The sequence below is a fragment of the Flaviflagellibacter deserti genome, from assembly GCF_042652085.1.
GTDB classification, from domain to species: domain Bacteria; phylum Pseudomonadota; class Alphaproteobacteria; order Rhizobiales; family Methylopilaceae; genus Flaviflagellibacter; species Flaviflagellibacter deserti.
The window spans coordinates 1,181,833-1,206,316 of record NZ_JBHSJF010000006.1 but is presented as its reverse complement, the minus strand read 5'-3'; the positions used below and the strand labels follow the sequence as shown (position 1 = coordinate 1,206,316).

The following is a 24,484-nucleotide window of genomic DNA, read 5'->3' as shown; positions in this document are numbered from 1 at the left end:
CAACAAGCGCCCGCGTCCTGTTCGCGGGCGCGCCTCCTCCACTCAGGATCAGCCAATGTCGCGTCGTCCTGATCTCGGCTATTTCGATGAGGGCCACGACCTCACCGAGGCGGCTTTCTATGCGGATGCGGTCGCGCCGCTCGGCGAGGCGCACAGCCTGCCACCTGCGAGCTTCCGCTCGCTGCACTTCTATTTCCTGGAAGACGAGGCGATCTGGAGCCGGCAATGGATCGGCATCGGCGTTCACGACGACATCCCGAACGCGGGCGACATCCTGCCCTATACGATCGGCCATCATGGTCTGCACGTGCAGCGCCTCAACGACGGCGGCATCGCCGGCCGGTTCAACAAGGCGCAGCATGGCGGCTGCCGCGTCGTGCCGCTGCAATGCCAGGGCGGCAAGAAGACCGCATGCTCGTTCACCTCATGCGGTTACAGCCGCGATCGCAAGCCGATCAGCGCCACGGAGCTCGGCGACGATACGCCGGAGATGCACCAATATTTCGGTCTTCGCCCCGAGCGGCTTTTCCCGGTCAACCTCCGCAGTTGGGGACCGTTGATCTTCGCCAATGTCGATCATGCACCCCGCGCATTCGAGAGCGGTATCGGCACGCTTCCCGTATCGGCGTTCTTCGACAATTCCAGAAACCGGCGGCTGGGTGAACAATGGCTGGAATTCGATGCCGACTGGAAGCTCCTCGGTGAACATCTCTCCGGCGGATCGCCCATCGAGGAACAGGACGGCTGGATCATGGCGTCCGGATTGCTCTCGACCGGCGAAGGCGTCCGGACGGCGTGGCTGTTTCCAGGCGTGATCCTGATCGCGACCGAGGACGAGACTTGCGTCGTCATCCTCCAGCCGACAGCGATCGGCCGGACCCTCTGCCGGATCAGCGTCTACGGCGCGACCGGCGGCGAGACATCGTTTCTTGACCGCTGGATTGGCGACCTGCGCCAGCGTGCCGGAGCGGCGGAAGCACGACACCGCGAACTCGTTCAATGGGCAACCGCTTCGCAGCCGAACACGATCGGCACACCGCCGCCGCTTCAGCCGAACGCCATCGGGCTCTGGGCGCAGCGTCGGCTGGTCGACGGCATCCTGACAAGGCCGACGCCGTTCATCGTCGAACCGCTCTACAGCAATCCGAGGTAAGGAATGGCCGTCATGACGCTCGACAAACCGACTGGCGTGACCAACGCCGACGGCGTGGCCGCGTACTGGGCGAAGGACTATCGCTCCGCACTGGCGATCTTCTCGGAACTTGCGGCAGGCGGTGATGCCGAGGCGCAGGTCTGGCTCGGTTCGCTTTACGCGAATGGCCATGGTGTCACGTCTTCGCTGCAGACCGCGCTCGACTGGTATCGCCGCGCCTCCGAACAGGGGCACGTGCAGGCGCAGACCAATCTCGGCGCCATGCTGGTGATGGGGCAGGGCGCTCCGGCTGATTTCGAGCAGGGCGCGATCTGGCTGCGCAAGGCTGCGGAGCAGGGCGACCTCTATGCCTGTTTCAATCTCGCGGCGCTGTATGGCAAGGGGCAGGGCGTGCCGCAGGACGAGGCGGTCGCCGCCCAGTGGTATGAGCGTGCTGCGGCGGCCGGCCACTATCCCGCGCAGGCGCGGCTAGGCTTCATGTATGCCAACGGCACTGGCGTCGAGAAAAGCCGGGTCAAGGCGTTCGTCTGGCTGTCCCTCGCGGCGCAGCATGGAGTCGGCAACGCCCTCAAGGCTCTCGACGGCGTCGTCGACCAGATGTCGAGCGACGAGAAGAACGACGCGTTCGTCATGCTCGACCGTTTTCGGGGGCGGGTGCCGCAGGATCCAGGCCAGCTCAAACTCAACCCGATCCCGGGCTGATCGCGATGGTCTTCAGCGTCCAGCAAATCAAGTTCGAGTTCCTGATGTACATCAAGGAATTCGGCGGCCGCGCGGAAGATTGGCAGGTTGGCACCTGCTCAGATCCGCGCGCGGCGATGTTCGAGTCGGGCAAGGTCGACGAGAGCGCCGACATCTGGCTCTGGAAACCGGCGATGACACCGCAAGCGGCAGCGATGATTTACCGCTTCATGACTCAGCAGTTCCGGGTCAATCCGGCTCCGTTCAGCGTTTCTGGCCCGGACTGCGCTTGTGTCTTCCTCTACAAGGTGCGCGACGAGCAGACGATCGCGTCCTAGAGGCTGCGCAGCCATTCCGGCCAGTCGGGATGGTGCATCACGGTTCTCGCCCGCATGTGCTTCCAGACGCCGTATTTATGGAAGTCGAAATCGATCGCCGACACCCGTTCCTGCACCATCGCCCAACTCGACCATTTGAGGTCAGCCAGCGCCTTCATCACCGCGATGCGCGCCTCGATCTGCGGCGTGCAGGACCCGTAATACGCCTCGACGAGCTCCCGTTCGACCGTGCGCGGGAAGAACATCTCTCCGAACCAGTTGGCGAGTTCATAGGCCCGGTCGTTGTTAGACGCATATTCGAAATCAACCAGCATCACCTCGTCATCCGGTCCGAGCATGAAATTGCCGGCGAGGGTGTCGTTCATGCATGGAACGAGGTCGAGTCCCGATGCGGATACCGCCGCGCGCGCGTTCTCGTACTGCGCCTTCAGCCAGGCGAAGTCCGGCGGCTCATAGCCATCGAGCTCGGCGATCTGGTGGAGGTGCTCGTCGATCAGGTCGAAGATCGTCTTGGTCAGGTCGAGGCGCGGGCTGTCGTTGAACGCCTTCAGGCCTTTCAACGCGTTCATCCGCACGGTCGGGCGCATGAAATCCAGATTGGTGGAAGCGCGGTATCCCTCGACGAACTGGAAGATCTCGATGCCGTCGTCGACGAGGAAATCCACCACGCGCGCGCCGACGCCGCTTTCATGCGCGCGGCGGCTGGCATTGTTGGCGGCGTTTCGCTCGATGAACATCTCGGTACCGCGGCCCGGCACCTTCACGAAATAATCGATCTCGTGCCCGTCGACCGAGACGCGCCAGTTGGCGTTGCTGATACCACCCGATACGGGCTGGTAACGGATAGGTTCTCCGGCCCAAGCCGGCATTTTCGCCAGCACCCCTTCGATCGCCCTCTCGGCGTCGGTCGCAGCATCTCCGATCTGTTTCATGGAAAAAGTCGGTTCCGTCGTCACAGCCGCCTGAGCCATGCTTCGAAATCCCAGTGGGACATGGTCGAGCGACAGCGCAGCAATCGCCACTGTCCGTATTTGAAGAACTCGATGTTCGTGCGCGCCGAGGTTGTGCTGCGCAGCACGCCCCAGATGCCCCAGGCGAGATCGTCGACCGCTCCGTAGGCGCGGCAGCGGTTCAGCAGGCGTTCGTCGAACCGCCCAGCATAATGCCCTATCGCGTCCGCTTTTTCGGCGTCGAACTGGAATGCCTCGTTGAGAAGGCTCGCGACATCGAACCAGGGATCGTTGTCGCCCGCGAGATCGAAATCGACCAGACGCACCGCGCCGTCCGGCCCCAGCATGATGTTCGAGGCGATGCCGTCGTTGTGGCAGAAGGCGAGGTCGTATCCGGCCGCCTCGATCGCGGCCTTCACCGCACGGGCATTGCCTAACAGCCAGTCCAGATCGCCGGGCAGCGGCGCGCCGCTTTCGACCGCCGAGGCCGCCAATTGCTCGATGCGCGCGAACACATCGAACCGCCATCCTAGTCGAGGGCCGTCGTGCAGCCGTTGCCTGGCGTCCAGCACACGTCCGATCACGCCCGGCGTCTTCAAGTCGCCGACATGGGCGTATCGCCATGGAGGCGGCAAATACTCAAAGCCGGCGATGCCGCTTCCGGACTGGTCGATCACGATAGCCGGCGCCACGCCCAGATCGGCCGCGACTTTCGCCGCCGCGATCGACTGGGGTACCGAAACATCTCCCGCCATGTCCTCGTTCAGCGCCTTGAGAAAGATACGTTCGCCGCCCGCGTCGATGAGAATGCAGTCCGACGCGACGCCGCGATGCACCGGCGAGCAGATCGCCGCCGCCGCAAGCGCATAGGACACTCCGCGATCCGCGAGCCCTGGCACATGCGTGATGGCCGCCTCGGCACGGCGGTCGAATGCGGTCGCGGCCTGTCCGAACGGTGTCATGCCTTGCGGTCGCCGGAGCACAGTGCGAACGCCGCCCGAATCAGCGTGTCGAGACCCGCCGCGAGGTCGGCCGCCGCCGTCTCCTCGCGCGGATTATGCGCGATCCCGTCGACGCTGGGCACGAAGATCAACCCGGTTGGGCAACGTCCAAGAAAGCTCAGGGCGTCATGGCCCGCGACAGTATCGACATCCATCGTGACGTAGCCCGCTTCCCGTGCACAGGTCCGTGTCAGGTCGGCGATCTCGCCGGGCAGCATGCGGATGCCGCGCCTGGTTTCGGATGCGATCGCGCACGCAATGCCGGCAGCTTCCGCCGCTTCCTGAAGCAGGACATTCGCGGCCTCGTGCGCAGCCGACAGGATCGCATCGTCGGCGGACCGGATCTCGACGCTCATCTCCACGCGGGCAGCCACGGTGTTCGGCGAATTGGGCGACAATAGCATTCGCGCGACGGACGTATGGAGGGCACCGGGCCACCGGTCGGCGAGGGCGCGGATCGCGGTAACGGCGTGGGCGGCACCCAGGAGCGCGTCTCGTCTCCGCGCCATTGACCCCGGCCCGGTATGCGTCTGCTCGCCGGTGAACACGACGTCGAGCTTCGCGGCGCCCCAATTGCGGACGACGATGCCAATCTGCGCGCCGTTCTCTTCGAGCCGCACGTCCTGCTCGACATGCAGTTCGAGATAGGCGGCAGGCAGGGGAGGTGGCTCGTCTTGGCCGAGATAGCCGATCGCGGCCAGCGCCTCGCCGGCCGTCACGCCGTCGTCGTCGGCTGCGGCAAGCGCGGCGTCGAGCGCGATCGCGCCGACATAGCTGCCGCTGCCAAGCAGGCTCGGCCGAAACCGGGCGCCTTCCTCATTCGTCCAATTCACCACGCAGAAATTCACCTCGAACGCGTGTCCATCTCGCTTCAGAAAAAGCAAGGACCGTGCCGTGCAGCACGCCGCGGCGACACCAAGTGCGCCATCCAGTTTTCCACCGTTCGGCTGGGTGTCGAGATGCGATCCGCACATCACGATCGGGGCGCCGGGGCCAGCCAGGTCGAACAGGCCGAACATGTTACCTGCACGATCGACGCGAACCTCCGCTCCTTCGCCGAGCAGCCAGACACGGAGGTGGTCGCGTGCGGCTCCATCCTCGGCGGAGGCGGTCAGCCGGTGCACGCCGCCGTTCGGCAAACCGCCGAAGGTGGAGAACTCGGCGAGCAACTGGTGCAGCAAGCCATCGTCAAGCATGGCCCAGCCGGTGGTTTCATGCCCTGAAGGGTCATGGTCGATAGACATGAACGGCCCTCTCGATGGGAACATTCAACCTTACGAAAACCATTTGATCGCGGATACGAGCGCGATGACACCGTCACCGTTGAGCTGAATGTGGATGTGTTGCGGTTCCTGCCTCGACGGTTTCACCAGTCATCGCGACATTTGCTCGCCGGGCAGGGCCAGGCTGCGCTTTCCGAAAACAGGATCAGGCGAGATTTGTGGCGGAGACGGAGTCCGCCAAATCGATGTCCGCGCTTGTTCTCCTTCGTACTTCTCGCCCCTGAGTTATCAAGGGAATACAGGCTTCTGCGTCTTCCTTCGTTCGCGAACGTTCGCTAGAATCCGCGTCATCTGTTGGGGTAATTGTTGGGGTGACGCTTGCCGAGGCAGACACAGAGGCTGAGTGCTCGCGGCGTCGCCGCGCTCACCAAAACTGGCCGTCATGCGGACGGGAACGGCCTTTATCTCGTCATCGATAAGAACGGGGCTAAGCGCTGGGTCTTCCTCTTCCGCTTCGGTGGCCGGCTTCGCGAGATGGGCCTTGGCGGTCTCTCGGCTGTCTCGCTGTCCCGTGCTCGGGAACTCGCGGGCGAGGCGAGGGCGGAAGTAGCCGCCGGCCGCAATCCGATCGAATCCCGCAAAGCCATGAGGCGTGTCCCAACATTCGGAGAATGCGCGGATCAGTTGATCGAATCCCTGCGTTCGGAATGGCGTAATGCCAAGCACAAGGCCCAGTGGGAAATGACGCTGACCGAATATGCCAAGCCGCTTCGGTCAAAGCCTGTCGATGAAATCTCCACCGAGGACGTTCTCCGCGTCCTGAAGCCGATCTGGGCCACCAAGCCCGAAACCGCCTCTCGCCTCCGTGGCCGAATAGAGCGGGTGCTCGACGCTGCGAAGGCGCTTGGCTATCGCTCAGGCGAGAACCCGGCCCTGTGGCGAGGACACCTCAAGAACCTGCTTCCACGGCGCCAGAAGCTGAGCCGGGGCCACCACGCTGCGATGCCGTATGCCGAGGTGCCGGCGTTCTGTTCCGATCTGCGCCAACTCAATTCCATTTCCGCTCAAGCGCTGCTGTTCTGCGTTTTGACGGCGACCCGCTCGGGCGAAGTGCTCGGTGCTCGCTGGTCGGAGATTGATCTCGCAAAGAAGCTCTGGACCGTCCCGGCGGCGCGTATGAAGGCGTCGCGTGAGCATCGCGTGCCGCTGGCCGGACCATGTGTCGATATTTTGGAGCGGCTACGAAACGCCAGGCGCACGGATGATGCTGGAGACTACGTTTTCGAAGGGCAACGACGAGGCAGGCCGCTTTCTGTGATGGCACTCACGATGGTGCTCCGGCGGATGAAGCACGGCCATTTCACGGTTCACGGGTTTCGATCGTCGTTCCGCGATTGGGCTGGCGAATGCACATCGTTCCCACGCGAGGTTGCAGAAGCCGCCTTGGCTCATGTTGTCGGTGATGAGACCGAGCGCGCATACCGGCGTGGCGATGCCTTGGAGAAGCGGCGTAAGTTAATGGCCGCTTGGGCGGAGTTCATTGCCTCGTCGGCTTCAACCAACGTAGTCAGACTGGGTAGACGATGAGCTCTCGCAGTCTCAGCTTGGTCTCGCCCGACGACCTAAAGTCGGTCGATCGCATCCTAGAAGCCACAGCTAGAGGTGGTCGCTTCAAGGTCCCGACCGATATCGATAGAGAGGGGCTAGCTTCCGCGCTTTCATTTTGCCTCACTTGGTACAAGATGTACGCGTCCCAAGCCAAGAAACCGGAGCGCCGCCGGCGTAAAGAAGTGGCTGCGAAGATTGGCTCCTCAGCTGTGGAATTGCTTGGAGCACTCAGCAAGGCGGAACAGCTTCGTATGGTCGGTATCGATCAGCCCGATGATGCAGTTCTCGACTTTCTCCACTTGCTAGTGGACCAAGCGCGGGAGGCGGAAGACCTCTATAGCTCCCCGGGCGCATTCAAGGATGTGGGCAGCGCATTCGTGTTCTTGGCGGGAGAGCGCCTTCCTCATGTTTACGAGAAGTATCTCGGCCACAAGGCTACGATCGGGAGGGGAGTTGAGACTAAGAAAGTACGCAGCCCACCCGCCAATAGCCCGTACATTCGTTTTGCCATAGCATTCTGCGACGAGTTCGGCGTGCGTCCAGAGGAGGGGAGGTCGTACAGCGGCGAGACTATCGCCGACGCTCTAAAGAAAGCGCGGCGACACGCGAGTAATCAGCATGGTGCAAAAGCGAGGAAATATTAATTTTCGCACCATTCTACATTAACCCTGATCCATCCGCCATGATCCCTCATCGCAATTCACGCGGGGACGGACATGCACAAACCACTTGCTTACCACATCGACGAGGCCGCCAAGGTCTCGGGTATCGGGCGCTCCAAGATCTACGAAGCCGTAGGCGAGGGCGCTCTCAAGGCCGTCAAATGTGGACGGCGCACTCTCATCAAAACTGAGGATCTGGAGGCGTTCATCGCCAGCCTGCCGGCGCTAGTCACCGGCCGTGCTGCATGACGCATGCTTGAAAGCAATCGACCCAGCGCAGCTCGCAACTGCACCGGGTCGGATTTTTCGCTATCGATCTAGGAAATCAAAAGCATGAAAAACATACCCCAAATCCCACCGAATACCAATGACATTTGCGGGCTGACACCCGCCGCTTTCTGGCTGTGTGCCCGCTACGGTGTGCGCCCGGCCATCGCCAACTTGCTGGCCTCCGGCGCCGGCCTGGGTCCGAGGGAGGCGCGCTAATGGCTATCCTCGAACTGAAGGCCCGAATCGGCGGCGAAAATGGTCCCGTGTTGAAGTTCAAGGGACGTCAGGCTTGGGCGCTGTCCGAGCTCACGCGAGCCGGGGAACGCGGCGTGACGCCGATCGAAGTGCCCGGGCCACGTTGGTCCGACTACGTATTCAAGCTGCGGCGTGAAGGCGTCGCGGTCGAGACGATCGACGAGAGCCACGCCGGCCCGTATGCGGGCACGCATGCCCGCTACAAGCTCGCCACGCCGGTCACCATCATCGATGAGGTGCGGGCATGAGCGATATCATCGTAGCCGAGTTCCAAAAGAACTCTCGCGAGGACTTTCGCGTCGCCGTCGGAGAGTTCAAGGGGCACGCCCTGGCTCATGTTCGCGCTTGGGCTAGGAAGGACGACGGCACGGTCATCCCGACGAAGAATGGCTTGTCGCTGCGGCTTCACCAGATCCCGGATTTGATCCGAGCTCTGGAGAAAGCTGCGGCCGCTGGCGAAGCCGCCGGCTTTCACGGCACCCTGGATTGAGCGCTATTTCGCACAACGAATGGCAGGGGGGTGAAAGCCCCTCTGTTCTTCGAGGTCGCTTCTCAGGCGGGGAGGAGTGAACCGTGCCACGCACCGCGAACAAGAAGGGCCGATCGATAAAAGAAGCTCGGCACCTTCGCTTGTATCACTGGCTCGTCGAGAGCGAGGCCTGGCGGTCGTTATCGCCACAAGCGCGCGCCATCTACGTCGAGATCGAACACCGCTATAACGGCGTCAACAACGGCCGCATCGGCTTTGGGTGCCGGGAGGCAGCGGAGCACTGCCGGATCAACAAGAACACTGCCAGTCGGGCGCTCAAGGAGCTGCAGGAGAAGGGCTTTATCCGACTGCGCTTACAGGGCACCTTTCACCGCAAGGATCGTCACCAGAGCGAGTGGGTTCTAACCGCCCACCCGACGGACGACGCCAACGCCACAAAGGACTTCAGGCAGTGGCATGAAAGAAAATCCTCGGTGCCTCGTTTTCATACTGACGAGGCCTCACTTTCATACCGAGAGGCCCATTTGGGTGGTCAGAACGGTGCCGTAGTGGCCCTGAATTCGTACCGTCAGGCCTAGTTTAGGGGGCGCCTCGGTGCCCTCTTTTCATACACATATAGTATACCAGGTGAAGGCGTAGCCGGAGCATGTTCTGAACGTCTTTCGGAGCGTGCTTTTAGTGAGCGGGTCGCTTTATCACGTTACGCGGCCACGTTTGATACCCGAATGCCACACCGGCGGCAGCGAGCGGTATCCAGCCATCGGCCGCTTCCAACGCATAAAGCGTTACCGCGCTTGCGATGCACCACAGCGCCGGGATCACCACAAGGAACCAGCCGACCCCCAGACGCGGTACAAGGACAGCAAGCCCAAGCGTGGCGATGGCTGTAGGGTCGGGGGCTATGCCAAAGACCTCAGCGGCCTCGATGGGTCTGCCCGCAAAAAGGGCAACGAGCGGGTGCACGAAGACCGCGTAGACGACGACGCCAAGACCCACGGCGCGACGGGTACCCGGACCTGGGAAGCGCAGCGTACCTCGGTAACATCCTACCCAGAGGAACAGGGCCGCCTCGATCAGAAAGGCCGGGACGACATAGGGCGCAGCCCAGTTGATCGAGGCATAGCGGTTCCACAGGAAGCTCCATGCCACCCAAATCCAGAGCATCGCCATCAGGAACGAAATGATCTTATGCGACCGCGGGCGCGGCCGGACGAGCAGGATGAGGATCGCGACGCCTGCGGCCATGGTCAGGATTTGAAGCGGCCAGACCGCCTCATTGTGCAGTTCGAACACGCGCCAGTAGACCCGCGGCGAGAACAACAGGAAGTCGTGAAGCCTGTAGGTCCACCACTCCGACATCAAAGGTCCTGGACGTAGGCGATCATGCGGCTCCGCATCGCCTCATCGGGCAGTGGACCGGACCCTGCCGCAAGGTTTTCCCGGACGTGATCGACGCGCGTCGTCGCCGGGATCACGACGGTGATGTCCGGGTGTCCAAGAATGAACTTGAGAATGAACTGCGCCCACGTCGTTGCGCCGATTTCGCCAGCCCATTCCGGAAGCGGCGTCCCTTCGAGCCGACGGGTCAGCGCTCCCTGCTGAAACGGGCGATTGACGATCACGCCGATGCTGCGATCACGGGCGAGACGCAGAATGCGCTCCTCCACATCGCGATCATCGATGTTGTAGGTGAGTTGAACGAAATCGAGCGGCTGCGTTCGCATGATGTCTTCGAGGAGATCATGACGGCGCCCCTCGGAAGTCGTGATGCCCACGTAACGGACATTTCCGCTCGCCTTCATATCGAAGAGTGTTTTCAGGTGGCTCTCCCAGGCGAGCAGGTTATGAACCTGGAGCAGATCGAGACGGGGCACGTCCCATAGCCTGCGCGATTGCTCGATCTGTGCCGGCCCCTGGCTGCCTGAAGACGTCCAGACCTTGTCAGCAGCAAATAGCTGGGAAGGCCGATTAAGCTTATCGAGACCATGGCCGATCACCGCCTGCGAGGATCCATACATCGGCGAGGAATCGATGACCCGCCCACCGGCATCGAAGAAGGCCGCCATCACCGCTGCGCATTCGTCGCGCAACACGTCGTCATTGCCGACGTTAAACGTGATCCAGGATCCCAGACCGATGGCCGGAATCCTTTCCATGGTCGATGGGATGGAACGCAGGAGTGGGCTCTGATCTTGAGCCTGTGTTTCCATACCGGGTGCGAGAGCCGCAGAAGTGATAGCCGCTGCAGCCGCCATAACATCTCTTCGCGTCGGTCCATCATTGACCATGGCGGTCTCCCGTCTGCTCACACCGCGATACGGTCGTTCCTCACGAATTTTCTACAATTTTGCCTTCTCTGCGCGGACCCAATTGTATCAAAACCCTGCAGGGAAGCGTCAGCACGACATCCCACGACAATTCATCTGGGTGGAACCAAACACAAAGCGGACGCGTGATGAACACAGCTTTCCTCCTCATGGCGAGTACGACGGGAAGGCGGTCATTCCGCTTAAGGCCGCTGCCGGGACTACTTCCGTCACCTGACGCCTGGGAAGTTCCTGCGGAAGGTGTTGGCTGGCGAGATCAAGATCCCAGTGGTCCGGATCGAGAACAGCCAGAAGAGCGCCAAGGGTGTCCACCTACGAGACTTAGCCGACTACATCGACGAACGTCGTCAGCTCGCTATTAAAGAGCTCAGCCAGTTGCGGTCTGCAACTGGATCTCAGCGGCACTGAACGCTGTAGACAGAGACGAGACGAGCAAGCCCCTTTAGAGAACGAGGTGCGAGTTCTCTAAGCTCGGAAGTGTCGCTGATAGCATCGCGGACCGCGCCTGAGACCAAGATTGCGTCCGGCTCAGCCGCCTGACACAGACGAGCCGCTGTTTGCACAGTCGACCCGAAGAGATCATTGCTGTCGGCGACAGGCTCGCCGACATCTACACCGATGCGCACATGCAGTTTCTCTTTGCTGGCGAGGTTGAAAGCCTCAAAGCCGTGCTGGATCGCCCGAGCGCATTGCACTGCAGCATTGGCATCATCGAGGGAGGCCATGATCCCGTCGCCCGTATGCTTGACCTCCCGCCCGCGGCTGTCCTTGAGCGCACGGCGGACGATTGCGTCATGGGCGCGAACCATTTCCACGGCCCGAGCATCTCCCAGCCGCGCCGTCATAGCTGTCGAGTCTACGATATCAGTGAACATAATAGCGCGCACGGCCGCGTCGAAATTGACCCTCGCGTCTGGGCCATTAGACGGTGGATCGGACACCCGCCCCAGAAAAGCTTCGACGGCCGAGAGGTCTACTTCGATTACGTCCTGGGCGACATCCCCATGAGCTTCGTCGTGGACCCGCATCGCCGTTGCGATATTAGGTGCATCAATAAGACAGAATCCGGTTCCGCGGGCCTCATCGAACCAGTAGGTGAGAAAGCGGACCCCATAGCGTTCTTGGACTTCCAAATCTTTGCGATGTGCCTCGGCGATGTCGGTTGCGGTGAGGCCACTAAGATCGTGTCGGTCGAGGAAAATCGGCATGTAACGGTCCTCGGTTTAGTTCAGGCTGGGTAAGTCGCGGCCGATTACGCGGCTTCCTCCTCGGCACATGCCTCCGCCGGCAGCCGCCCCATGGCAGCTAGCCATTCACAGACGCCAAGCGTAACAGCGCTCCCTATCGTCGGCTTTGGTTTCGGCTCTCCCGCGATCCATTTTTCAAGCGCCGCCAGCACGTTGTCCGGCAACTCGACTTCGACAGTCTTGCTCATTCTGACCCCCTTTGTGGCCTTGAGCATAGACCGGGAGCGCGAGGAATCAACCGAGCGGAACAGTTGGATCGAAAGTCCATTTCTCTTTTCCGGAGGAGCGAATGGAAGAGACCTTGAAGAAGCTACAGAATCGGCGCGCAATTCAGCGCTTTCGCATTAGCGAGGATGCTGACGGCAGTCTTTGTGTCGATGCCTGGATGATGGCACGTCTTATGTGGACGATGCGGTTCGGGCAGTGCGCAAAACAATAGAACATCAGGCTCGGCAAGAAAATCGGCGGGTCCGAGTGATGATCGCGGCGATCCTCGAAAAGTTCGAGGTCGAGCCTGGCGGCGTGCCTGTGCATCGCACCTATCATCAAGCCGTCGACAAGGCAGACTGAGTCACCCACCACCCGAATCCTGACCTGCTCATGCGGGTCTAGGCCACGCTAGGTTGCCTGCTGACCGGCCTGCAAGCCGATGCACTCTGCGAGATCGGTCATCTCAAGCCAATCTCGGAATCGACGTGTCACCTCAGTCGCGGCCTCTGCTTGGTTATTCGCAATGCCCCATAAGGCACCTTGCTTCGGAGGCGGCTTGTAGAAGCCCCATTTCCAGTACTCGCCGCAATGGAGGTCATGAGCGAGCTCGACGTAGCCCATGTCGATTTCACCGCACATGGCGAACCAGCGATTGTTTCTGCTGCCGGGGGCGAGCGGCAGGGGATCGTCCGATCGCTGCGGCCGAGGATGCCCCGCGACGACCTCGAAAAGCCGCGCTCGCTTCAGCCATCCGCGCCAAGCGGCCGACATGGCTTGCATCGCCTCGGGCAAGGTCGGCTCCGAGCCGTGCTTGAGGAATGAATGGTCATAGAGCGCGTAAATGCTCCAGGACCACTGGCCTTCGCGCGGGCCACCTTCGTGCTGGCTGAAGCCTCCGAGTTCGAAATCGCCCGTGACCGCTGACCAGTGCCGATCACTCGGTTCGCGAGCCCGATTACGGAGATGTGGGCGGACGAGGCGGAGGGGCATTGCCGTATCCTGTACGTTGACTCTAGTCCTATTTGTTCTCTTTCTGTTCCGATGTCGATCCACACCTTAGAGGAGGCTTTCGCTGCCGGTTGGTCGCTCACGGCCCGGTGCGCTCATGGCGGCCGAGATGGGATGAAATCGGTGCGCCGGTGTCTTTGGCAGCAGGAGCTGGATCTACCGACGCTGATTGCTACCAGGGGAGGGCCGTTCCCGATCGACATGTTGCAGGAGCGGTTGATCTGTCCCCAATGCCGTTCTCGCCGCGTGGTCGTGCTGATCAGCCGACCGTCACCGGCCGAGGCGGAGACGATCCGGGTCCGCAGCTATCTGACGAATGCCCGGGGTGCGAGGAAGCGGCGTTGACCCCTGATCCCGGCCATGAAAGGTGAAGGCCATGTGCAACCTGTACAGCCAGACCAAGGGCCAGCAGGCGATCCGCGAGCTCGCGCGGGCATTCCATGACCGCACCGGAAACCTGCCGCCGATGCCCGGCATCTTCCCCGACTATTCGGCGCCCATCGTGATTAACGGGACGGACGGCCGCGAGCTGGTGACTGCGCGCTGGGGGATGCCGTCGCCGCAGAACATCCAGTTCGAGGCGGCGAAGAAGCGCGCGGCCAAGCTCCAGGAGAAGGGGCAGGCCGTCGATTTCAAGGATCTGCTGGCGAACGAGCCAGATCGAGGTGTCACCAACATCCGCAACACGTCATCGTCACACTGGCGTCGCTGGCTTGGCCCTGAGAGCCGCTGTCTGGTGCCGTTCACGAGCTTCAGCGAGTTCAACAAGGATGCAGGCGGCGACATCTGGTTCGCGTTCTCCGAAGAGCGCCCGCTGTCCTTCTTTGCAGGGATCTGGACGGCGCAATGGACGAGTGTCCGGAAGGTGAAGAACGGGCCGGAGACGGCTGACCTCTATGGCTTCCTGACCACCGAGCCGAACGCCGTTGTGAAGCCGATCCACCCAAAGGCTATGCCCGTGATCCTGACCACAACCGAAGAATTCGACATCTGGATGCGGGCACCATGGGGCGAGGCCGGATTGCTGCAGCGGCCTTTGCCGGATGAAGCGCTGACGATCGTTGCCCGGGGCGTGAAAGAGGACAGCGTTGAACTGGCCGCGGCGGGCGGCTGGCTGGGTGGCGGCTGATGAAGCTCGATATCGTCAGGCGAGACTTCGCCAAGATCGGTGAGGCATGGTTCGAGGTCGAGGATCTTCGCGGTCAGGGCAAGACGTTCGACCGGAAATGGTCGGCTTTCTGCGCCTTGGTGCCGGGCGACCCCAACGCGCTCGCGCCACTGCTGAAGGGCCAATTGGCAGCACACCGCGACGTGGATGTGGTGCCGTCATCAACCGGCGTCTGGCTGGTCGCCGGCCACCATTGGCTGTTGAAGGCGATCCAGGCCATCGGCCATGAGATCGGGCAGCTACATCCGGCCTAGTGCTCGGTCTCGGAGCTAGATGTCAGGGCGGCGGGCCGGTGCGTCCCTGTAATGTCGGATCTCGCCACCCTTGGCGAGTTCGGCGATGCGGCGGTCGCCCTGCCAGACTTCGATCGCGTTCTTGTAAGCGAACATCCTGGCCGCTTCGACCGCCTGCTCGTCGGTCTCGACTTCATCGAGGACGTGCGCCGCGATGAAGTTGCCGTCGTCGTTCATGATGAAGGCGCGAAACGTTTTCATGCGTCAATAACGCCGGGACGATTGATATGGCTCCGACTGGCGGCCGAGCGAGATCGAGGTCATCCGAATAGCTAGCATCGCCCGAACGTCCACTCCCGAATGTCCGATGCCCGGCCTAGGACGCCCTGCGGCTTTCGCCCTCATTGGCGGGGGCTGGCGGCGCGGAGGCAATCACGCGCTCAGCTTGGTCCAGTGCCTCGTTAATCCGCTCGTCATCGACGATTTCAAGAGTGCTGTCTTTGAATTCGACATCCGTCATTCGGCTGCCGGGCTCAATGCGCCGGCGCATAAGGCCCTGTAGTCGACGGAAGCCACCGACGATCCGCGTGAGGGCTGGAGAATTCGAGAACATGGCTGTGCTCCTTTAGGAACCGAGTCGCCTCGTCACGGATTCGTTCCAAATGGAACGATTCTGCTTCGAAACGACTCGACTCCGCGCAACCGGAGCATCGCGTCATGGCCCCCACCACTCGTTCCTGGAAAGGCTACCTCAAGCTCTCCCTCGTCACCTGCGCCGTGGCGATGGCCCCAGCCCAGACCGATCGGGACAAGACCCGCTTCCACACGCTGAACAAGGAGACAGGGAACCGGCTCCGGATGCAGTGGATCGACGCGGAGACAGGCGACGTCGTCGAGAACGAGGACCGGGCCCGCGGATACGAATACGCCAAGGGCGAGCACATCATCGTCGAGGAGGAGGATTTCGAAGCGATAGCGCTGGAGAGCCGGACCACGATCGATGTGGATCAGTTCGTTCCCAAGGATGAGGTCGATTGGCTCTGGACCGGGGACCATCATTACCTGGTCCCTGATGACGAGGTCGCGGTCGAGGCGTTCTCGGTCATCCGCGACGCGATGGCCGCAACCAAGACAAACGGCATCGCCCGCGTCACCATCAACAAGCGCGAGCGCTGGGTTCTGGTCGCGCCGCGCGACAGGGGCATCCTGATCACGACGCTGCGCTACCCCTACGAGGTCCGCTCCGAGGCCGCCGGGTTCGAGCGCATCTCCGGTGTGAAGCCGGACGAAAAGGACGTCGAGACCATGCGCCAGGTCATCAGGACGATGATGGGCAAATGGGACGCCTCGAAGTTCGAGGACCGCTACGAGACCGCGGTCAAGAAGATGCTCAGCGATAAGCAGAAGGGCCACGTGCTCAAGCCCGCACCGGCCGCTCCCGATGCGCCGCAGAAGCACGAGAAGGTTGTCAGCATGTTCGATGCGCTGCGCCGCTCTATCGAAGCCGAGGAGAAGAAGCGGCCGAAAGCCGAGAGCAAGAAGCGCGGCGCCGCTAAGGCACCAGTAAAGAAATCCGCATGATCATGGGCTCGAAATCGGACCATGGAGGAGCGTCGGTAGCGATTGGCCGACCAGCCTCCGACGAATTTCTCCTCGTGCGCTGCCTGTCTTGTAAGCATCGCGCCGCGAGACACTGGGCGGACCTGGCCGACTACGGCGTCACTGTCGACACAACATTGGCCGAGTTATCGCGAGTTTTGAATTGCAGCGAGTGCGGGAGTGGATCGGTTGAGGTTGAATGGGGCAACGCCGCCACTGCCGCCTTCTACCGAGACAGTGACGCGGGCGCGGCTGAACGCTGATGTTCTTCCTTTTCTCGAACAAACTGGGATGCGCGGGGTCAATTCTGATTTCGCTCATCTTCACAGGCCTAGTCCTGTTGCTCATGGGCGTCTTCTAGCGCGGGGAACTTCGCGGGCGGCGCAGCGCTTCCTCTGAAATCAAAGGAGGCCCCATGGCAGACGACAAATCGAAACAGGATGAACGTGATCGCAGCCGCGTTGCCGGCGACGAGCGATACGAGATCGACTACTTCGCGAAGGAGGCCGGCGTCTCGATCGACCAAGCCCGCGAGTTGATCGAAAAGCACGGCAACGACCGAGAGACGCTGATGGCCGAGGCGGCGAAACTCACAGCGGAGCGGCGATCAGCTTGAGGAGAAAGACGTGGAGGATCAGATCAGGCAGGCGTTGATCGACGAACTCCGCCGACAGGCCCAGGAGAAGCCGCATAGTCTTCAGATAGCGATCCAGGGTGACACCGCGAAAGCCGACGGCACCATTGACTTGCTTGCTCTAGCTGCTGCCGTAACCGGGGCTGTTGCGGGTGGCCCTTGAAAGAAGATCCGGAGCGGATGCCATTGCTGAGTGCATAATTACGCACGAAGTGGAACGTCCGCCTCCTATCTCGGTTGTCGTACCTCTCAGGAGGGAACCGATGAAAAAGTACCTATTCGCCGCCTCGCTTTTGGGGCTGTCGCTCGGCAGTGCGATGGCTCAGGACAAGGCAGGCCCCGATCATGTCTTTGTCACGAAAGCCGCGATGTCGAACATGTTCGAGATCGAGTCGAGCAAGGTCGCAGTTGAGAAGGCCAAGGATCCCGAGATCAAGAAGTTCGCGCAGCAGATGATCTCGGATCACACCAAGGCCGGCAAGGAGATGATGGCGGTCGCGCCCGATGCACCGAAGGAACTCGACGCCGCGCATCTGGCGAAAGTCGAGAAGCTCAAGGAGGCCGAGGGCGAGAAGTTCGACGCGGCTTATATCGACGAGCAAGTTGTGGCCCATGATGAGGCGGTTGCGCTGTTCACGAAGTTCAGCACGGAAGCGGAGACGCCGAAGCTGAAGGAGTTCGCGGCCAAGACGCTGCCCACGCTCAAAGAGCACCAAGAGCACGTGAAGGACCTCAACAACAAGTGATCGTTCGGGCCTCGCTGCTACGGCAGCGGGGCTGCTCCATCGTCTATGGCGCCTGCTCTGCCTTCCTTGTTTGAATGACGTGTAAGTACATCTCCAGGATCAGGCGTCGGCGCCGATCTGAAAGCATTGTGAGAGGTGGTGGCATCTCGGCAGAGCGAAGAGACTACGAGTTAAACGAGAACCACCAGCGAGCGGCCGTCGACTGTGATCTGTTCCGAACCAGTCTTCGGTTCTTCAGCATTCGGATAGGCCGTATCGAGCGCAGTGTGCCATGGGCGGTCTTCGCGAGACGGCAGGTTGAATGCGACCGGTCCCGAATGCGGATTGAATAGTACGATGATGTCGGACCAGACATCGGGCTGGTCTTTCAGATCGTCGCGGCTCAGGCGTACGCCGATCGAGGTCGCTCCGACATCGGCCCATTGCTCGGCGGTTTGCTCACCGCCGCTGGGGTTGAGCCAAGTCACGATCATTCCGTCACGGAAGCTGTCCCGACGCAGCAATGGCTGCGCGTTTCGCAGTTCGATAAGCCGCCGCACGAAGTCGGCGAGGGTCTTTTCCCGGTCACCGACCTTCCAGCTCACCCAACTGATCTCGTTGTCCTGGCAATACCCGTTGTTGTTGCCCTGCTGGGTGCGGCCACGCTCGTCTCCGGCGAGAAGCATCGGCGTGCCGTGCGACAGCAGCAGGGTGGCAAGGAAATTGCGCTTCTGCTGCTCCCGGGCGCCAATGATGCCTTCGTCGTCTGTCGGCCCCTCGGCTCCAAAGTTGAAGCTCCGGTTGTCGCCATGGCCGTCCTGGCCGTTCTCGCCGTTCGCGTCGTTGTGCTTCTCATTGTACGAAACGATGTCGTGAAGGGTGAACCCGTCATGCGCGGTGATGAAGTTCACCCCGGCCCAAGGTCGTCGGCCGCGCAGGTCGTAGATGTCTCCCGAGCCGGTGAAACGCGCCGCGAAGTCGCTGGCCGTGCCTTCTTCGTCGCGCCAGTAATCGCGCACGGTGTCGCGATATTTGTCGTTCCATTCGCTCCAGCCTGGCGGAAAGCCGCCGACCTGATAGCCGCCCGGCCCGATGTCCCAGGGCTCGCCAACGAGCTTGACCCGGCTCAGAACCGGATCTTGGCCGACGGCATCGAAGAAACCGCCGCGCTGGTCGAAGCCTGATGGCTCGCGGCCAAGGATCGTGCCGAGGTCGAATCGGAAGCCGTCGACATGGATGTGCTCGACCCAGTAGCGCAGCGAGTCGAGGATCATCTGCAGCACGCGCGGATGCGACGTGTTCACGGTGTTACCGGTGCCCGTGTCGTTGATGTAGTAGCGAGGCTCGTCCTTCATCGTCCGGTAATATGAGAAGTTGTCGATGCCCTTGAACGACAGGGTTGGCCCGAGTTCGTTGCCCTCGGCCGTATGGTTGTAGACGACGTCGAGGATCACCTCGATGCCGGCATCGTGATAGGCGCGGACCATGTCCCTGAGACCGTTCAGACCTTTCGGCCCGAGGTAGCGCTGTTCTGGGGCGAAGAACGCCATCGTGTTGTAGCCCCAGAAATTGGCGAGGCCCTTCGAGATTAGATGCTCGTCGTCCGGATAGGCGTGGATCGGCAATAGCTCAACCGAGGTGACACCCAGACCTTTGATGTAGTCGACCACCGAGGGGTGGCTGAAACCGTCGAAGGTGCCGCGGAAATTCTCCGGGACGGCCGGATGCAGCTTCGTGAAGCCGCGAACATGGGTCTCGTAGAAGATCGTCCGGGAATGAGGAATGCGGGGGCTGCGGTCGCCCTTCCAGTCATAGTCCTGGGGATCGATCACCCGACATTTCGGCATGCCCGGCGCGCTGTCCCGATCATCGAAGGACAGGTCCTTGTCCTCGGCATCGAGGATGTAGCCGAAATGCGCCGGCGACCAGTTCAGCTCGCCCACGAGTTCCCGTGCATAAGGGTCGATCAGGAGCTTGTTCGGATTAAAGCGGTGTCCGTTCTCCGGATCGTAGGGCCCGTGGACGCGGTAGCCATACACCGTGCCCGGACCGACGCCCGGCAGAAAACCGTGCCATACCTCGTTGGTGAATTCGGGCAGGGTGATCCGCTCGATCTCGTTCGTGCCGTCAGCGTCGAAGATGCAGAGTTCGATGCGTTCCGCATGGGCGGAGAAGATCGCGAAATTCGTACCGCGCCCATTCCAGTTGGCACCCAGCGGAGAGGGCTCGCCGGGATAGAGTTCCCGTCCCGATTTCGTGATCGATACCATGCTTGGGAGGTCCCGCTTTCAGGCCGCAAAGTTGGCGCCGGACTTTCAACTCGGGAATTCATCATTAGTTGCGAAGGGATCCCTCATCGCAGGAGATGCAAGGGCCGAGAACACACGCGAGGTCATCTGGAAGGTGACCGGCAGATGGGAAGTTCGATAACCGCTACGAGACCGTAGTAAACGATGCTGACGGCGAAGCGCTCCGAAGGCAGCTCCGGCTGCGCGAAGAAAGCGTTTCGATGTCGTCTCGATCATCGAAGCCAGCAGCGGCGATCAGGCGGATTCTCGGAGATGCAGCTAGAGGGAGTCGAACGTTGCCTCCCTGCATGCATGCAGCCGCGACACAGGCCGAGGGTCGACAGGCAGGCACTCACGAGTTGAGGATGATTTCGCTGCCGAGTTTGCTGAAGTCGATATACATCCCGATTCTTCGATCGCTTGGTGCAGATCGAGGAGTCACGTTTCGAGCCCCGCCGACATCCTTGAAGTGCAAGATGATGGGGTCTCATGCACCTCAGCGAAACCCAGAAAATCGACTGTCACCTTTTAGTCGGCGGCCGATCCGTCATCACGTTCACTAAAAAGAGCCCCGCCGGCAATTGGCGGGGCAAAGTTTCGAGATGGATACAATACACCCTCGAAATCCGATGGATCTCTCGGTTCCGCCGTGGACGGAACCGCACCATCGTTGCCCTGATCGAAGCCGGTAACCGCCACCCTCGGAGCGCAGAGCTGGATGGCCTTCACTACGGACTCCGGCGTGAAGGGAGCGCTGGTGGTCCTTCACCTCGCAAGCGGCAAGGCGCGTCGGGTGCTCGATGGTCATCCCAGCATCAAGCGGACAAGAGGTGCAGTGAAGGCTGATGGCGAAGTGCTGCGTCGCCCCGACGGCGCGCGGCGAGAGTTTGCCGCCGACGGCATCGCATTGTCTGGAGACGGCGAGTCGCGATGGTCACCGGCTTCGAGAGTTCGTCGGGAAATCGCGGCGCCGAAATGGCTAAAAATCCTACTGCATCCCGAGTTGCTTGGAGCCGGCCTCGGACAGCTTCACCGACGGCTCATTGGGGCTGCCGGAAATCTGGAGCTCTGCGAATGGGACCTCGTGTGCCCGATTGCTTGAGAAGAGCTCGTTGCCGGCCGCGAGAATGACCCTGTCGACCTGTCCAGGGGCGAACCGGAGATCCTTGATCGAAATGCTGCCGTCACTGATCTCCGCCCCGACGATGGCCGCGGCGGACCAAGTTTCAGGCTTGAAGTCTTTGATCTCGGGTAGGGCCCCGATCTGCTCTGACGTGAGCGGCAGCGTCAGCCCTCCCTCAGCGCCCGGCGTTGGAAGCTCCCGGGTATCGAGACGGCGCTGGGTCATCGCAAGGGCAGCGATTCCCGTTCCGACGACCAGGTGATCAATCCGGCCAGTGGAATCGAGGATCACGTCAACGAGCTTTGCGGAACGCTCACCCGTGCTGTCGACCAGTTCCGCGCCTTCCAGAGTGGAAAACAGGTTCCAGTCAGTCTGAGCGTAATCCCCAGATTGACTGGTTGAGGCGCTGAGGTCCTGCTTCCCCTCACTGGGCAAACCAGACGCGGTCGGCGCTGGGCTCTCAGCACGAGCGAGTTGATGAGCCGACACAGAGGCCACAGCCAGTGACGCAAAGAGTACGGCTATTGCGGGTTTTTCGCGCATGCTCCTCCCTCTCGGGTCTTCAACATGACGATCGCCTGCGGGGTTGCACCAAAAACGGCGCCAGTACGGAACCGTCCATAGATTGAGCCGTCTCGTCCTAGGCGGCTGACGAAAACATACGAGGATCGATCCCGCCTAAACGAGGCCCGGGAAAATCGACTTGCCATCCATCTGCTTATCCTGAGCTCCGCTAGCGGTCGGCGGTGGCGCTCGTCGCCGAGGGGTTCCATCGACCGGCTCGTAAACGTGCCCTTGCCATCCATCGACGAGCCACTCGACCATCGGCCCTGAACGGATTCGGCGCCTGCCTGACGTTGGTTGCTGCGGCTTACCTAGGCTCGTGCTGCACGTTCAGGTAAGCCGGGGAGAATTCTGCGAATTCCTGCAGTCCGTTCCAGTTGTGAATTGTCACTAGACCGTTCCGCCAGCTGACGAGATTTCGGGTACGTAGCTCCTTAAGCACTCGATTTACATGAACGTTTGACAACCCCAAGGTATCGCCGAGTTCCTGCTGCGTGAGTGGGCATAGGTAAGCCTCTCCTTCTGTAAGCCCGACTGCTTGAAGCCGGCAGAATAACTCGCAGATCAAGTGAGCCATGTGGGTAGTCGCCGAGCTACGGCCCATCATGGTCAACCACTCACGGTGGGTCGCCGAGTCGATCAACGTGAGGAGCCACAGCAGCCTTGTGAGATGCGGCTTATGTTCGGTGATCTTGGCTAGGGTGCAATGAGGGACCATCGCCAATTTGCAGTCCGATAGAGCGGCGACGCCATGGTCCATTGTTTTGAGCAGGAAGCTATGGAGGTCGACGAAGTCTCCGGGAACATGAATCGCGGTGATCTGACGACCGCCTTCGGCCAAAACCTTGTAGCGTGCCGCGAAGCCGTCGACGAGCAGTGATGATTCCGAAGGCCTGTTGCCTTCTCGCACGATGTCGTCCTTGGCTGAAACCAGCCTGAGCCGGCCCACGCTGTTGGTCAGCGTTTCCTTTTCATCTGCGCTTAAGTTGTCGCGGCGCTCAAGCCTGGCTATCAGCCGGTCGACCGGTGAGGTCATGGATTCAGCGTCGCTTTCAGCGACAGCTCGACAATCCGCCGGTCGTTCTCGTCTTTGACGATGACCTCGAATCTCTGGTTGGGGTCCAGCTCGCCCGCAGCATCTCGCCGAAAAGAATGACGGCCTCGCGCCAGGCGTCCTGATCGTTCTTCAACTCCTGCGGTTCCGGGTGGGGCGGCATCGACAAGTGGAATCGGTAGAATTGGCATGAGCTTCGTGATGCCAGCTGGATCGACACCGGCATTAACGCAGGTTGGAAACAATCAATTTCAGCCGCCTAGAAAACTAATGACGCAAATGAAGGTAGGTCGCGTCGAACGCCCCCGCCTTCTTCAATCCACTCCAGTCCGTGATGTTGAGGTGGCCGCGATACCACCGAATCAGCCCGTCGGTTCTCATTGCCTGAAGGGTGCGGTTGACATGCACCGTCGACAGCCCAAGCGCGTCGCCCATTTTTTCCTGGGTTAGCGGCAATTCGACCTTGTAGCCATTGGCTAGACCGATGGCTTGGTAGCGAACGAAGAGTTCGCAAATGAAATGGGAGATCCGTCCATAGGCTTCTCGCCGCCCGAGCCCTGCCATCCATTCGCGAAACACTGCCGCCTCGATCAACGTGTCACGCCACAGCGCATTCCTAATCCTGGGGTGGTCGTCAATCAGGCGATTCATCGTCTCATGCGGGACAAAGGCGACGACGCTCGACACAACGGTTCCAATATTATGGTCCATCACCTGCAGATGAAGGCTTTGTAGGTCGGGAATGTCTCCTGAGATATGGAAGGAGAAGATCTGCCGTTTGCCCTCTTCGAGGAGCTTGTAACGGTACAGCAGGCCATCGAGCAGGATGCAGCACTGCGACGGCCGGTCGTGATCTCGCGCGATGTCCTGGTCGGGGCGAATGCTTCGCGCCAAAATCGGCAGCGCCATCAGCGCCTCGTATTCAGCAGAGGAGAGATTGTAGATGCTCTCCAGCTTCCGGATGAGAGGGTACGCGGGCGATGACTGAGGCGACATGAGCGCTCCTTATCCGGGGAGCGCTAGACCTCGGGGCGATCAGAGAACCATACAGATCGTGATCAGCGACCGCGCCAAACTGCGTCGGTGTCGTTCATTAACATGGAGCGCTGAACTTCAATAACATCCGCGCGGCGGCATCTTTCTCGATCGTCGATCCTGCCCTACAATTCCATCATCACCGAGAACCGTTGGCGCCGGTGACTGAGAGACATTCGTGCTCCCGCCCTCGGGAGATGGAATGCAACGCTTCTTTTTTCATGTCATCGATGGGACCTTCGGCATCGATAGCGAGGGCACCGAGCTCTTAGATTTGGATGCGGCTCGATCCGAAGCCATTCGAACTGCCGGAGAGATTTTGAGACATGCTCCTCAGCCAGTTTACGATGGAACGGAATGGCAGATGCATGTCACCGACGAAAGCACCCGAACGCTGCTCAAGCTGACGTTCAAGATGGAACGGTGTGCCTGACGCTCTTTTCTGCTGACGGAGCAGGCCAGAAAATCCGAACGACGTGAATCAGGCGAGGCTCCGACGATGGCCTATGAAGAAGTTTCGCAAGTTGCAACTGCGAGGCTCTCCATACCTCTGGCGATAAACGCGCCACGCGGCGTCGAATTTGAGCTCGTGTCCCGTTTGGTCCGTTCGACCATGGCGCACTCCGTTCTCGTAGGTA

The 24,484-nt window shown here is 61.0% G+C and carries 30 protein-coding genes; 16 read left to right on the top strand and 14 right to left on the bottom strand.

Annotated features, from left to right (window positions below):
• Positions 1–55: 55 nt before the first annotated feature.
• The 3 genes from ACFPFW_RS12900 to ACFPFW_RS12890 are packed head-to-tail and all read left to right on the top strand — an operon-like array spanning position 56 to position 2,172.
• On the top strand, positions 56–1,153 hold the full coding sequence (locus tag ACFPFW_RS12900; RefSeq protein WP_114956860.1) for a Rieske (2Fe-2S) protein: 1,098 nt from the start codon (positions 56–58) through the stop codon (positions 1,151–1,153).
• 3 nt (positions 1,154–1,156) lie between these two features.
• Positions 1,157–1,855, top strand: coding sequence for a tetratricopeptide repeat protein (locus ACFPFW_RS12895; RefSeq protein ID WP_379771006.1), 699 nt, complete (start codon positions 1,157–1,159; stop codon positions 1,853–1,855).
• A gap of 5 nt (positions 1,856–1,860) precedes the next feature.
• Positions 1,861–2,172, top strand: a complete 312-nt coding sequence (locus ACFPFW_RS12890) for a hypothetical protein (protein WP_114956861.1) — start codon at positions 1,861–1,863, stop codon at positions 2,170–2,172.
• Here ACFPFW_RS12890 and ACFPFW_RS12885 read toward each other — a convergent pair.
• From ACFPFW_RS12885 to ACFPFW_RS12875, 3 genes are read right to left on the bottom strand one after another with little or no spacing between them, the layout of a single operon-like run.
• The gene (locus tag ACFPFW_RS12885; protein ID WP_114956915.1) at positions 2,169–3,104 is read right to left on the bottom strand and encodes a phosphotransferase; all 936 of its coding nucleotides are present in this window, start codon (positions 3,102–3,104) and stop codon (positions 2,169–2,171) included. The genes ACFPFW_RS12890 and ACFPFW_RS12885 overlap by 4 nt on opposite strands.
• Before the next feature lie 20 nt (positions 3,105–3,124).
• Positions 3,125–4,084: a phosphotransferase gene (locus ACFPFW_RS12880; RefSeq protein WP_114956862.1), complete on the bottom strand. Its 960-nt coding sequence runs from the start codon at positions 4,082–4,084 to the stop codon at positions 3,125–3,127.
• Positions 4,081–5,367, bottom strand: coding sequence for an allantoate amidohydrolase (locus tag ACFPFW_RS12875; RefSeq protein ID WP_162799652.1), 1,287 nt, complete (start codon positions 5,365–5,367; stop codon positions 4,081–4,083). The genes ACFPFW_RS12880 and ACFPFW_RS12875 overlap by 4 nt, the downstream gene beginning before the upstream one ends.
• A gap of 357 nt (positions 5,368–5,724) precedes the next feature.
• Here ACFPFW_RS12875 and ACFPFW_RS12870 point away from each other — a divergent pair, with 357 nt between their 5' ends.
• The 6 genes from ACFPFW_RS12870 to ACFPFW_RS12845 all read left to right on the top strand — a co-directional run bounded on the left by ACFPFW_RS12870 (position 5,725) and on the right by ACFPFW_RS12845 (position 9,209).
• The gene (locus tag ACFPFW_RS12870; RefSeq protein ID WP_114956864.1) at positions 5,725–6,933 is read left to right on the top strand and encodes a tyrosine-type recombinase/integrase; all 1,209 of its coding nucleotides are present in this window, start codon (positions 5,725–5,727) and stop codon (positions 6,931–6,933) included.
• 17 nt (positions 6,934–6,950) lie between these two features.
• The gene (locus ACFPFW_RS12865) at positions 6,951–7,598 is read left to right on the top strand and encodes a hypothetical protein (RefSeq protein WP_162799653.1); all 648 of its coding nucleotides are present in this window, start codon (positions 6,951–6,953) and stop codon (positions 7,596–7,598) included.
• A 72-nt stretch (positions 7,599–7,670) separates the two neighbouring features.
• Positions 7,671–7,865 carry a helix-turn-helix domain-containing protein gene (locus ACFPFW_RS12860; RefSeq protein ID WP_114956866.1) on the top strand — a complete coding sequence of 65 codons (195 nt, stop codon included), beginning with the start codon at positions 7,671–7,673 and terminating at the stop codon, positions 7,863–7,865.
• A 236-nt stretch (positions 7,866–8,101) separates the two neighbouring features.
• A complete protein-coding gene (locus ACFPFW_RS12855) occupies positions 8,102–8,389 on the top strand; it encodes a winged helix domain-containing protein (protein WP_114956867.1) in 288 nt (95 codons plus the stop codon).
• Positions 8,386–8,631, top strand: a complete 246-nt coding sequence (locus ACFPFW_RS12850; RefSeq protein ID WP_114956868.1) for a transcriptional coactivator p15/PC4 family protein — start codon at positions 8,386–8,388, stop codon at positions 8,629–8,631. The genes ACFPFW_RS12855 and ACFPFW_RS12850 overlap by 4 nt, the downstream gene beginning before the upstream one ends.
• 83 nt (positions 8,632–8,714) lie before the next feature.
• On the top strand, positions 8,715–9,209 hold the full coding sequence (locus tag ACFPFW_RS12845; protein WP_162799654.1) for a hypothetical protein: 495 nt from the start codon (positions 8,715–8,717) through the stop codon (positions 9,207–9,209).
• Positions 9,210–9,306: 97 nt separating this feature from the next.
• On the opposite strand, the gene ACFPFW_RS12840 is transcribed toward ACFPFW_RS12845, so the two are convergent.
• Both ACFPFW_RS12840 and ACFPFW_RS12835 read right to left on the bottom strand, forming a co-directional pair.
• Positions 9,307–9,990, bottom strand: a complete 684-nt coding sequence (locus ACFPFW_RS12840) for a DUF6064 family protein (protein ID WP_114956870.1) — start codon at positions 9,988–9,990, stop codon at positions 9,307–9,309.
• Positions 9,990–10,886, bottom strand: a complete 897-nt coding sequence (locus ACFPFW_RS12835) for an aldo/keto reductase (protein ID WP_379770998.1) — start codon at positions 10,884–10,886, stop codon at positions 9,990–9,992. The genes ACFPFW_RS12840 and ACFPFW_RS12835 overlap by 1 nt, the downstream gene beginning before the upstream one ends.
• Before the next feature lie 312 nt (positions 10,887–11,198).
• Here ACFPFW_RS12835 and ACFPFW_RS12830 point away from each other — a divergent pair, with 312 nt between their 5' ends.
• Positions 11,199–11,366 (top strand): pyocin activator PrtN family protein, encoded by a 168-nt coding sequence (locus ACFPFW_RS12830; RefSeq protein ID WP_379770995.1) that lies wholly within the window; start codon positions 11,199–11,201, stop codon positions 11,364–11,366.
• Here ACFPFW_RS12830 and ACFPFW_RS12825 read toward each other — a convergent pair.
• From ACFPFW_RS12825 to ACFPFW_RS12815, 3 genes are all read right to left on the bottom strand, one after another.
• Positions 11,354–12,166 (bottom strand): nickel-binding protein, encoded by an 813-nt coding sequence (locus ACFPFW_RS12825; RefSeq protein ID WP_114956872.1) that lies wholly within the window; start codon positions 12,164–12,166, stop codon positions 11,354–11,356. The two genes, ACFPFW_RS12830 and ACFPFW_RS12825, sit on opposite strands and share 13 nt — an antisense overlap.
• Before the next feature lie 44 nt (positions 12,167–12,210).
• On the bottom strand, positions 12,211–12,393 hold the full coding sequence (locus ACFPFW_RS12820; RefSeq protein WP_162799655.1) for a hypothetical protein: 183 nt from the start codon (positions 12,391–12,393) through the stop codon (positions 12,211–12,213).
• A 430-nt stretch (positions 12,394–12,823) separates the two neighbouring features.
• Positions 12,824–13,207 (bottom strand): hypothetical protein, encoded by a 384-nt coding sequence (locus ACFPFW_RS12815; protein ID WP_379770992.1) that lies wholly within the window; start codon positions 13,205–13,207, stop codon positions 12,824–12,826.
• Between the two features lie 592 nt (positions 13,208–13,799).
• Between ACFPFW_RS12815 and ACFPFW_RS12810 the strand changes: the two genes are divergently transcribed.
• Together ACFPFW_RS12810 and ACFPFW_RS12805 are read left to right on the top strand one after the other, a co-directional pair.
• Entirely contained in the window at positions 13,800–14,552 is a 753-nt protein-coding gene (locus ACFPFW_RS12810; RefSeq protein WP_114956876.1) for an SOS response-associated peptidase, read from the top strand.
• Positions 14,552–14,845: a hypothetical protein gene (locus ACFPFW_RS12805; protein WP_114956877.1), complete on the top strand. Its 294-nt coding sequence runs from the start codon at positions 14,552–14,554 to the stop codon at positions 14,843–14,845. The genes ACFPFW_RS12810 and ACFPFW_RS12805 overlap by 1 nt, the downstream gene beginning before the upstream one ends.
• A gap of 15 nt (positions 14,846–14,860) precedes the next feature.
• On the opposite strand, the gene ACFPFW_RS12800 is transcribed toward ACFPFW_RS12805, so the two are convergent.
• Both ACFPFW_RS12800 and ACFPFW_RS12795 read right to left on the bottom strand, forming a co-directional pair.
• Positions 14,861–15,085, bottom strand: a complete 225-nt coding sequence (locus ACFPFW_RS12800; protein WP_114956878.1) for a hypothetical protein — start codon at positions 15,083–15,085, stop codon at positions 14,861–14,863.
• A 115-nt stretch (positions 15,086–15,200) separates the two neighbouring features.
• Positions 15,201–15,437 carry a hypothetical protein gene (locus ACFPFW_RS12795; RefSeq protein ID WP_114956879.1) on the bottom strand — a complete coding sequence of 79 codons (237 nt, stop codon included), beginning with the start codon at positions 15,435–15,437 and terminating at the stop codon, positions 15,201–15,203.
• Positions 15,438–15,541: 104 nt separating this feature from the next.
• Here ACFPFW_RS12795 and ku point away from each other — a divergent pair, with 104 nt between their 5' ends.
• The 3 genes from ku to ACFPFW_RS12780 all read left to right on the top strand — a co-directional run bounded on the left by ku (position 15,542) and on the right by ACFPFW_RS12780 (position 17,803).
• Positions 15,542–16,405, top strand: coding sequence for a non-homologous end joining protein Ku (gene ku / locus ACFPFW_RS12790; RefSeq protein WP_114956880.1), 864 nt, complete (start codon positions 15,542–15,544; stop codon positions 16,403–16,405).
• Between the two features lie 433 nt (positions 16,406–16,838).
• A complete protein-coding gene (locus ACFPFW_RS12785; protein WP_114956881.1) occupies positions 16,839–17,039 on the top strand; it encodes a DUF3606 domain-containing protein in 201 nt (66 codons plus the stop codon).
• A 281-nt stretch (positions 17,040–17,320) separates the two neighbouring features.
• Positions 17,321–17,803 carry a DUF4142 domain-containing protein gene (locus ACFPFW_RS12780; RefSeq protein ID WP_114956882.1) on the top strand — a complete coding sequence of 161 codons (483 nt, stop codon included), beginning with the start codon at positions 17,321–17,323 and terminating at the stop codon, positions 17,801–17,803.
• Positions 17,804–17,973: 170 nt separating this feature from the next.
• Here ACFPFW_RS12780 and glgX read toward each other — a convergent pair whose 3' ends face one another.
• The 4 genes from glgX to ACFPFW_RS12760 form a co-directional block, all read right to left on the bottom strand.
• On the bottom strand, positions 17,974–20,052 hold the full coding sequence (gene glgX, locus ACFPFW_RS12775; RefSeq protein WP_114956883.1) for a glycogen debranching protein GlgX: 2,079 nt from the start codon (positions 20,050–20,052) through the stop codon (positions 17,974–17,976).
• A 1,006-nt stretch (positions 20,053–21,058) separates the two neighbouring features.
• Entirely contained in the window at positions 21,059–21,736 is a 678-nt protein-coding gene (locus ACFPFW_RS12770; RefSeq protein WP_114956884.1) for a PRC-barrel domain-containing protein, read from the bottom strand.
• Between the two features lie 328 nt (positions 21,737–22,064).
• On the bottom strand, positions 22,065–22,793 hold the full coding sequence (locus ACFPFW_RS12765) for a Crp/Fnr family transcriptional regulator (protein WP_114956885.1): 729 nt from the start codon (positions 22,791–22,793) through the stop codon (positions 22,065–22,067).
• A 285-nt stretch (positions 22,794–23,078) separates the two neighbouring features.
• Positions 23,079–23,720 (bottom strand): Crp/Fnr family transcriptional regulator, encoded by a 642-nt coding sequence (locus ACFPFW_RS12760; RefSeq protein ID WP_379770983.1) that lies wholly within the window; start codon positions 23,718–23,720, stop codon positions 23,079–23,081.
• Between the two features lie 328 nt (positions 23,721–24,048).
• Here ACFPFW_RS12760 and ACFPFW_RS12755 point away from each other — a divergent pair, with 328 nt between their 5' ends.
• Positions 24,049–24,279 (top strand): DUF6894 family protein, encoded by a 231-nt coding sequence (locus ACFPFW_RS12755; RefSeq protein WP_114956887.1) that lies wholly within the window; start codon positions 24,049–24,051, stop codon positions 24,277–24,279.
• Positions 24,280–24,484: the final 205 nt, after the last annotated feature.

Coding starts and splice junctions, on each gene's coding strand:
- ACFPFW_RS12900 (WP_114956860.1), top strand. CDS start 56: ATGTCGCGTCGTCCTGATCTCGGCTATTTCGATGAGGGCCACGACCTC.
- ACFPFW_RS12895 (WP_379771006.1), top strand. CDS start 1,157: ATGGCCGTCATGACGCTCGACAAACCGACTGGCGTGACCAACGCCGAC.
- ACFPFW_RS12890 (WP_114956861.1), top strand. CDS start 1,861: ATGGTCTTCAGCGTCCAGCAAATCAAGTTCGAGTTCCTGATGTACATC.
- ACFPFW_RS12885 (WP_114956915.1), bottom strand. CDS start 3,104: ATGAAACAGATCGGAGATGCTGCGACCGACGCCGAGAGGGCGATCGAA.
- ACFPFW_RS12880 (WP_114956862.1), bottom strand. CDS start 4,084: ATGACACCGTTCGGACAGGCCGCGACCGCATTCGACCGCCGTGCCGAG.
- ACFPFW_RS12875 (WP_162799652.1), bottom strand. CDS start 5,367: ATGTCTATCGACCATGACCCTTCAGGGCATGAAACCACCGGCTGGGCC.
- ACFPFW_RS12860 (WP_114956866.1), top strand. CDS start 7,671: ATGCACAAACCACTTGCTTACCACATCGACGAGGCCGCCAAGGTCTCG.
- ACFPFW_RS12855 (WP_114956867.1), top strand. CDS start 8,102: ATGGCTATCCTCGAACTGAAGGCCCGAATCGGCGGCGAAAATGGTCCC.
- ACFPFW_RS12850 (WP_114956868.1), top strand. CDS start 8,386: ATGAGCGATATCATCGTAGCCGAGTTCCAAAAGAACTCTCGCGAGGAC.
- ACFPFW_RS12840 (WP_114956870.1), bottom strand. CDS start 9,990: ATGTCGGAGTGGTGGACCTACAGGCTTCACGACTTCCTGTTGTTCTCG.
- ACFPFW_RS12835 (WP_379770998.1), bottom strand. CDS start 10,886: ATGGCGGCTGCAGCGGCTATCACTTCTGCGGCTCTCGCACCCGGTATG.
- ACFPFW_RS12825 (WP_114956872.1), bottom strand. CDS start 12,166: ATGCCGATTTTCCTCGACCGACACGATCTTAGTGGCCTCACCGCAACC.
- ACFPFW_RS12820 (WP_162799655.1), bottom strand. CDS start 12,393: ATGAGCAAGACTGTCGAAGTCGAGTTGCCGGACAACGTGCTGGCGGCG.
- ACFPFW_RS12810 (WP_114956876.1), top strand. CDS start 13,800: ATGTGCAACCTGTACAGCCAGACCAAGGGCCAGCAGGCGATCCGCGAG.
- ACFPFW_RS12805 (WP_114956877.1), top strand. CDS start 14,552: ATGAAGCTCGATATCGTCAGGCGAGACTTCGCCAAGATCGGTGAGGCA.
- ACFPFW_RS12800 (WP_114956878.1), bottom strand. CDS start 15,085: ATGAAAACGTTTCGCGCCTTCATCATGAACGACGACGGCAACTTCATC.
- ACFPFW_RS12795 (WP_114956879.1), bottom strand. CDS start 15,437: ATGTTCTCGAATTCTCCAGCCCTCACGCGGATCGTCGGTGGCTTCCGT.
- ku (WP_114956880.1), top strand. CDS start 15,542: ATGGCCCCCACCACTCGTTCCTGGAAAGGCTACCTCAAGCTCTCCCTC.
- ACFPFW_RS12785 (WP_114956881.1), top strand. CDS start 16,839: ATGGCAGACGACAAATCGAAACAGGATGAACGTGATCGCAGCCGCGTT.
- ACFPFW_RS12780 (WP_114956882.1), top strand. CDS start 17,321: ATGAAAAAGTACCTATTCGCCGCCTCGCTTTTGGGGCTGTCGCTCGGC.
- glgX (WP_114956883.1), bottom strand. CDS start 20,052: ATGGTATCGATCACGAAATCGGGACGGGAACTCTATCCCGGCGAGCCC.
- ACFPFW_RS12770 (WP_114956884.1), bottom strand. CDS start 21,736: ATGCGCGAAAAACCCGCAATAGCCGTACTCTTTGCGTCACTGGCTGTG.
- ACFPFW_RS12765 (WP_114956885.1), bottom strand. CDS start 22,793: ATGACCTCACCGGTCGACCGGCTGATAGCCAGGCTTGAGCGCCGCGAC.
- ACFPFW_RS12760 (WP_379770983.1), bottom strand. CDS start 23,720: ATGGCGCTGCCGATTTTGGCGCGAAGCATTCGCCCCGACCAGGACATC.
- ACFPFW_RS12755 (WP_114956887.1), top strand. CDS start 24,049: ATGCAACGCTTCTTTTTTCATGTCATCGATGGGACCTTCGGCATCGAT.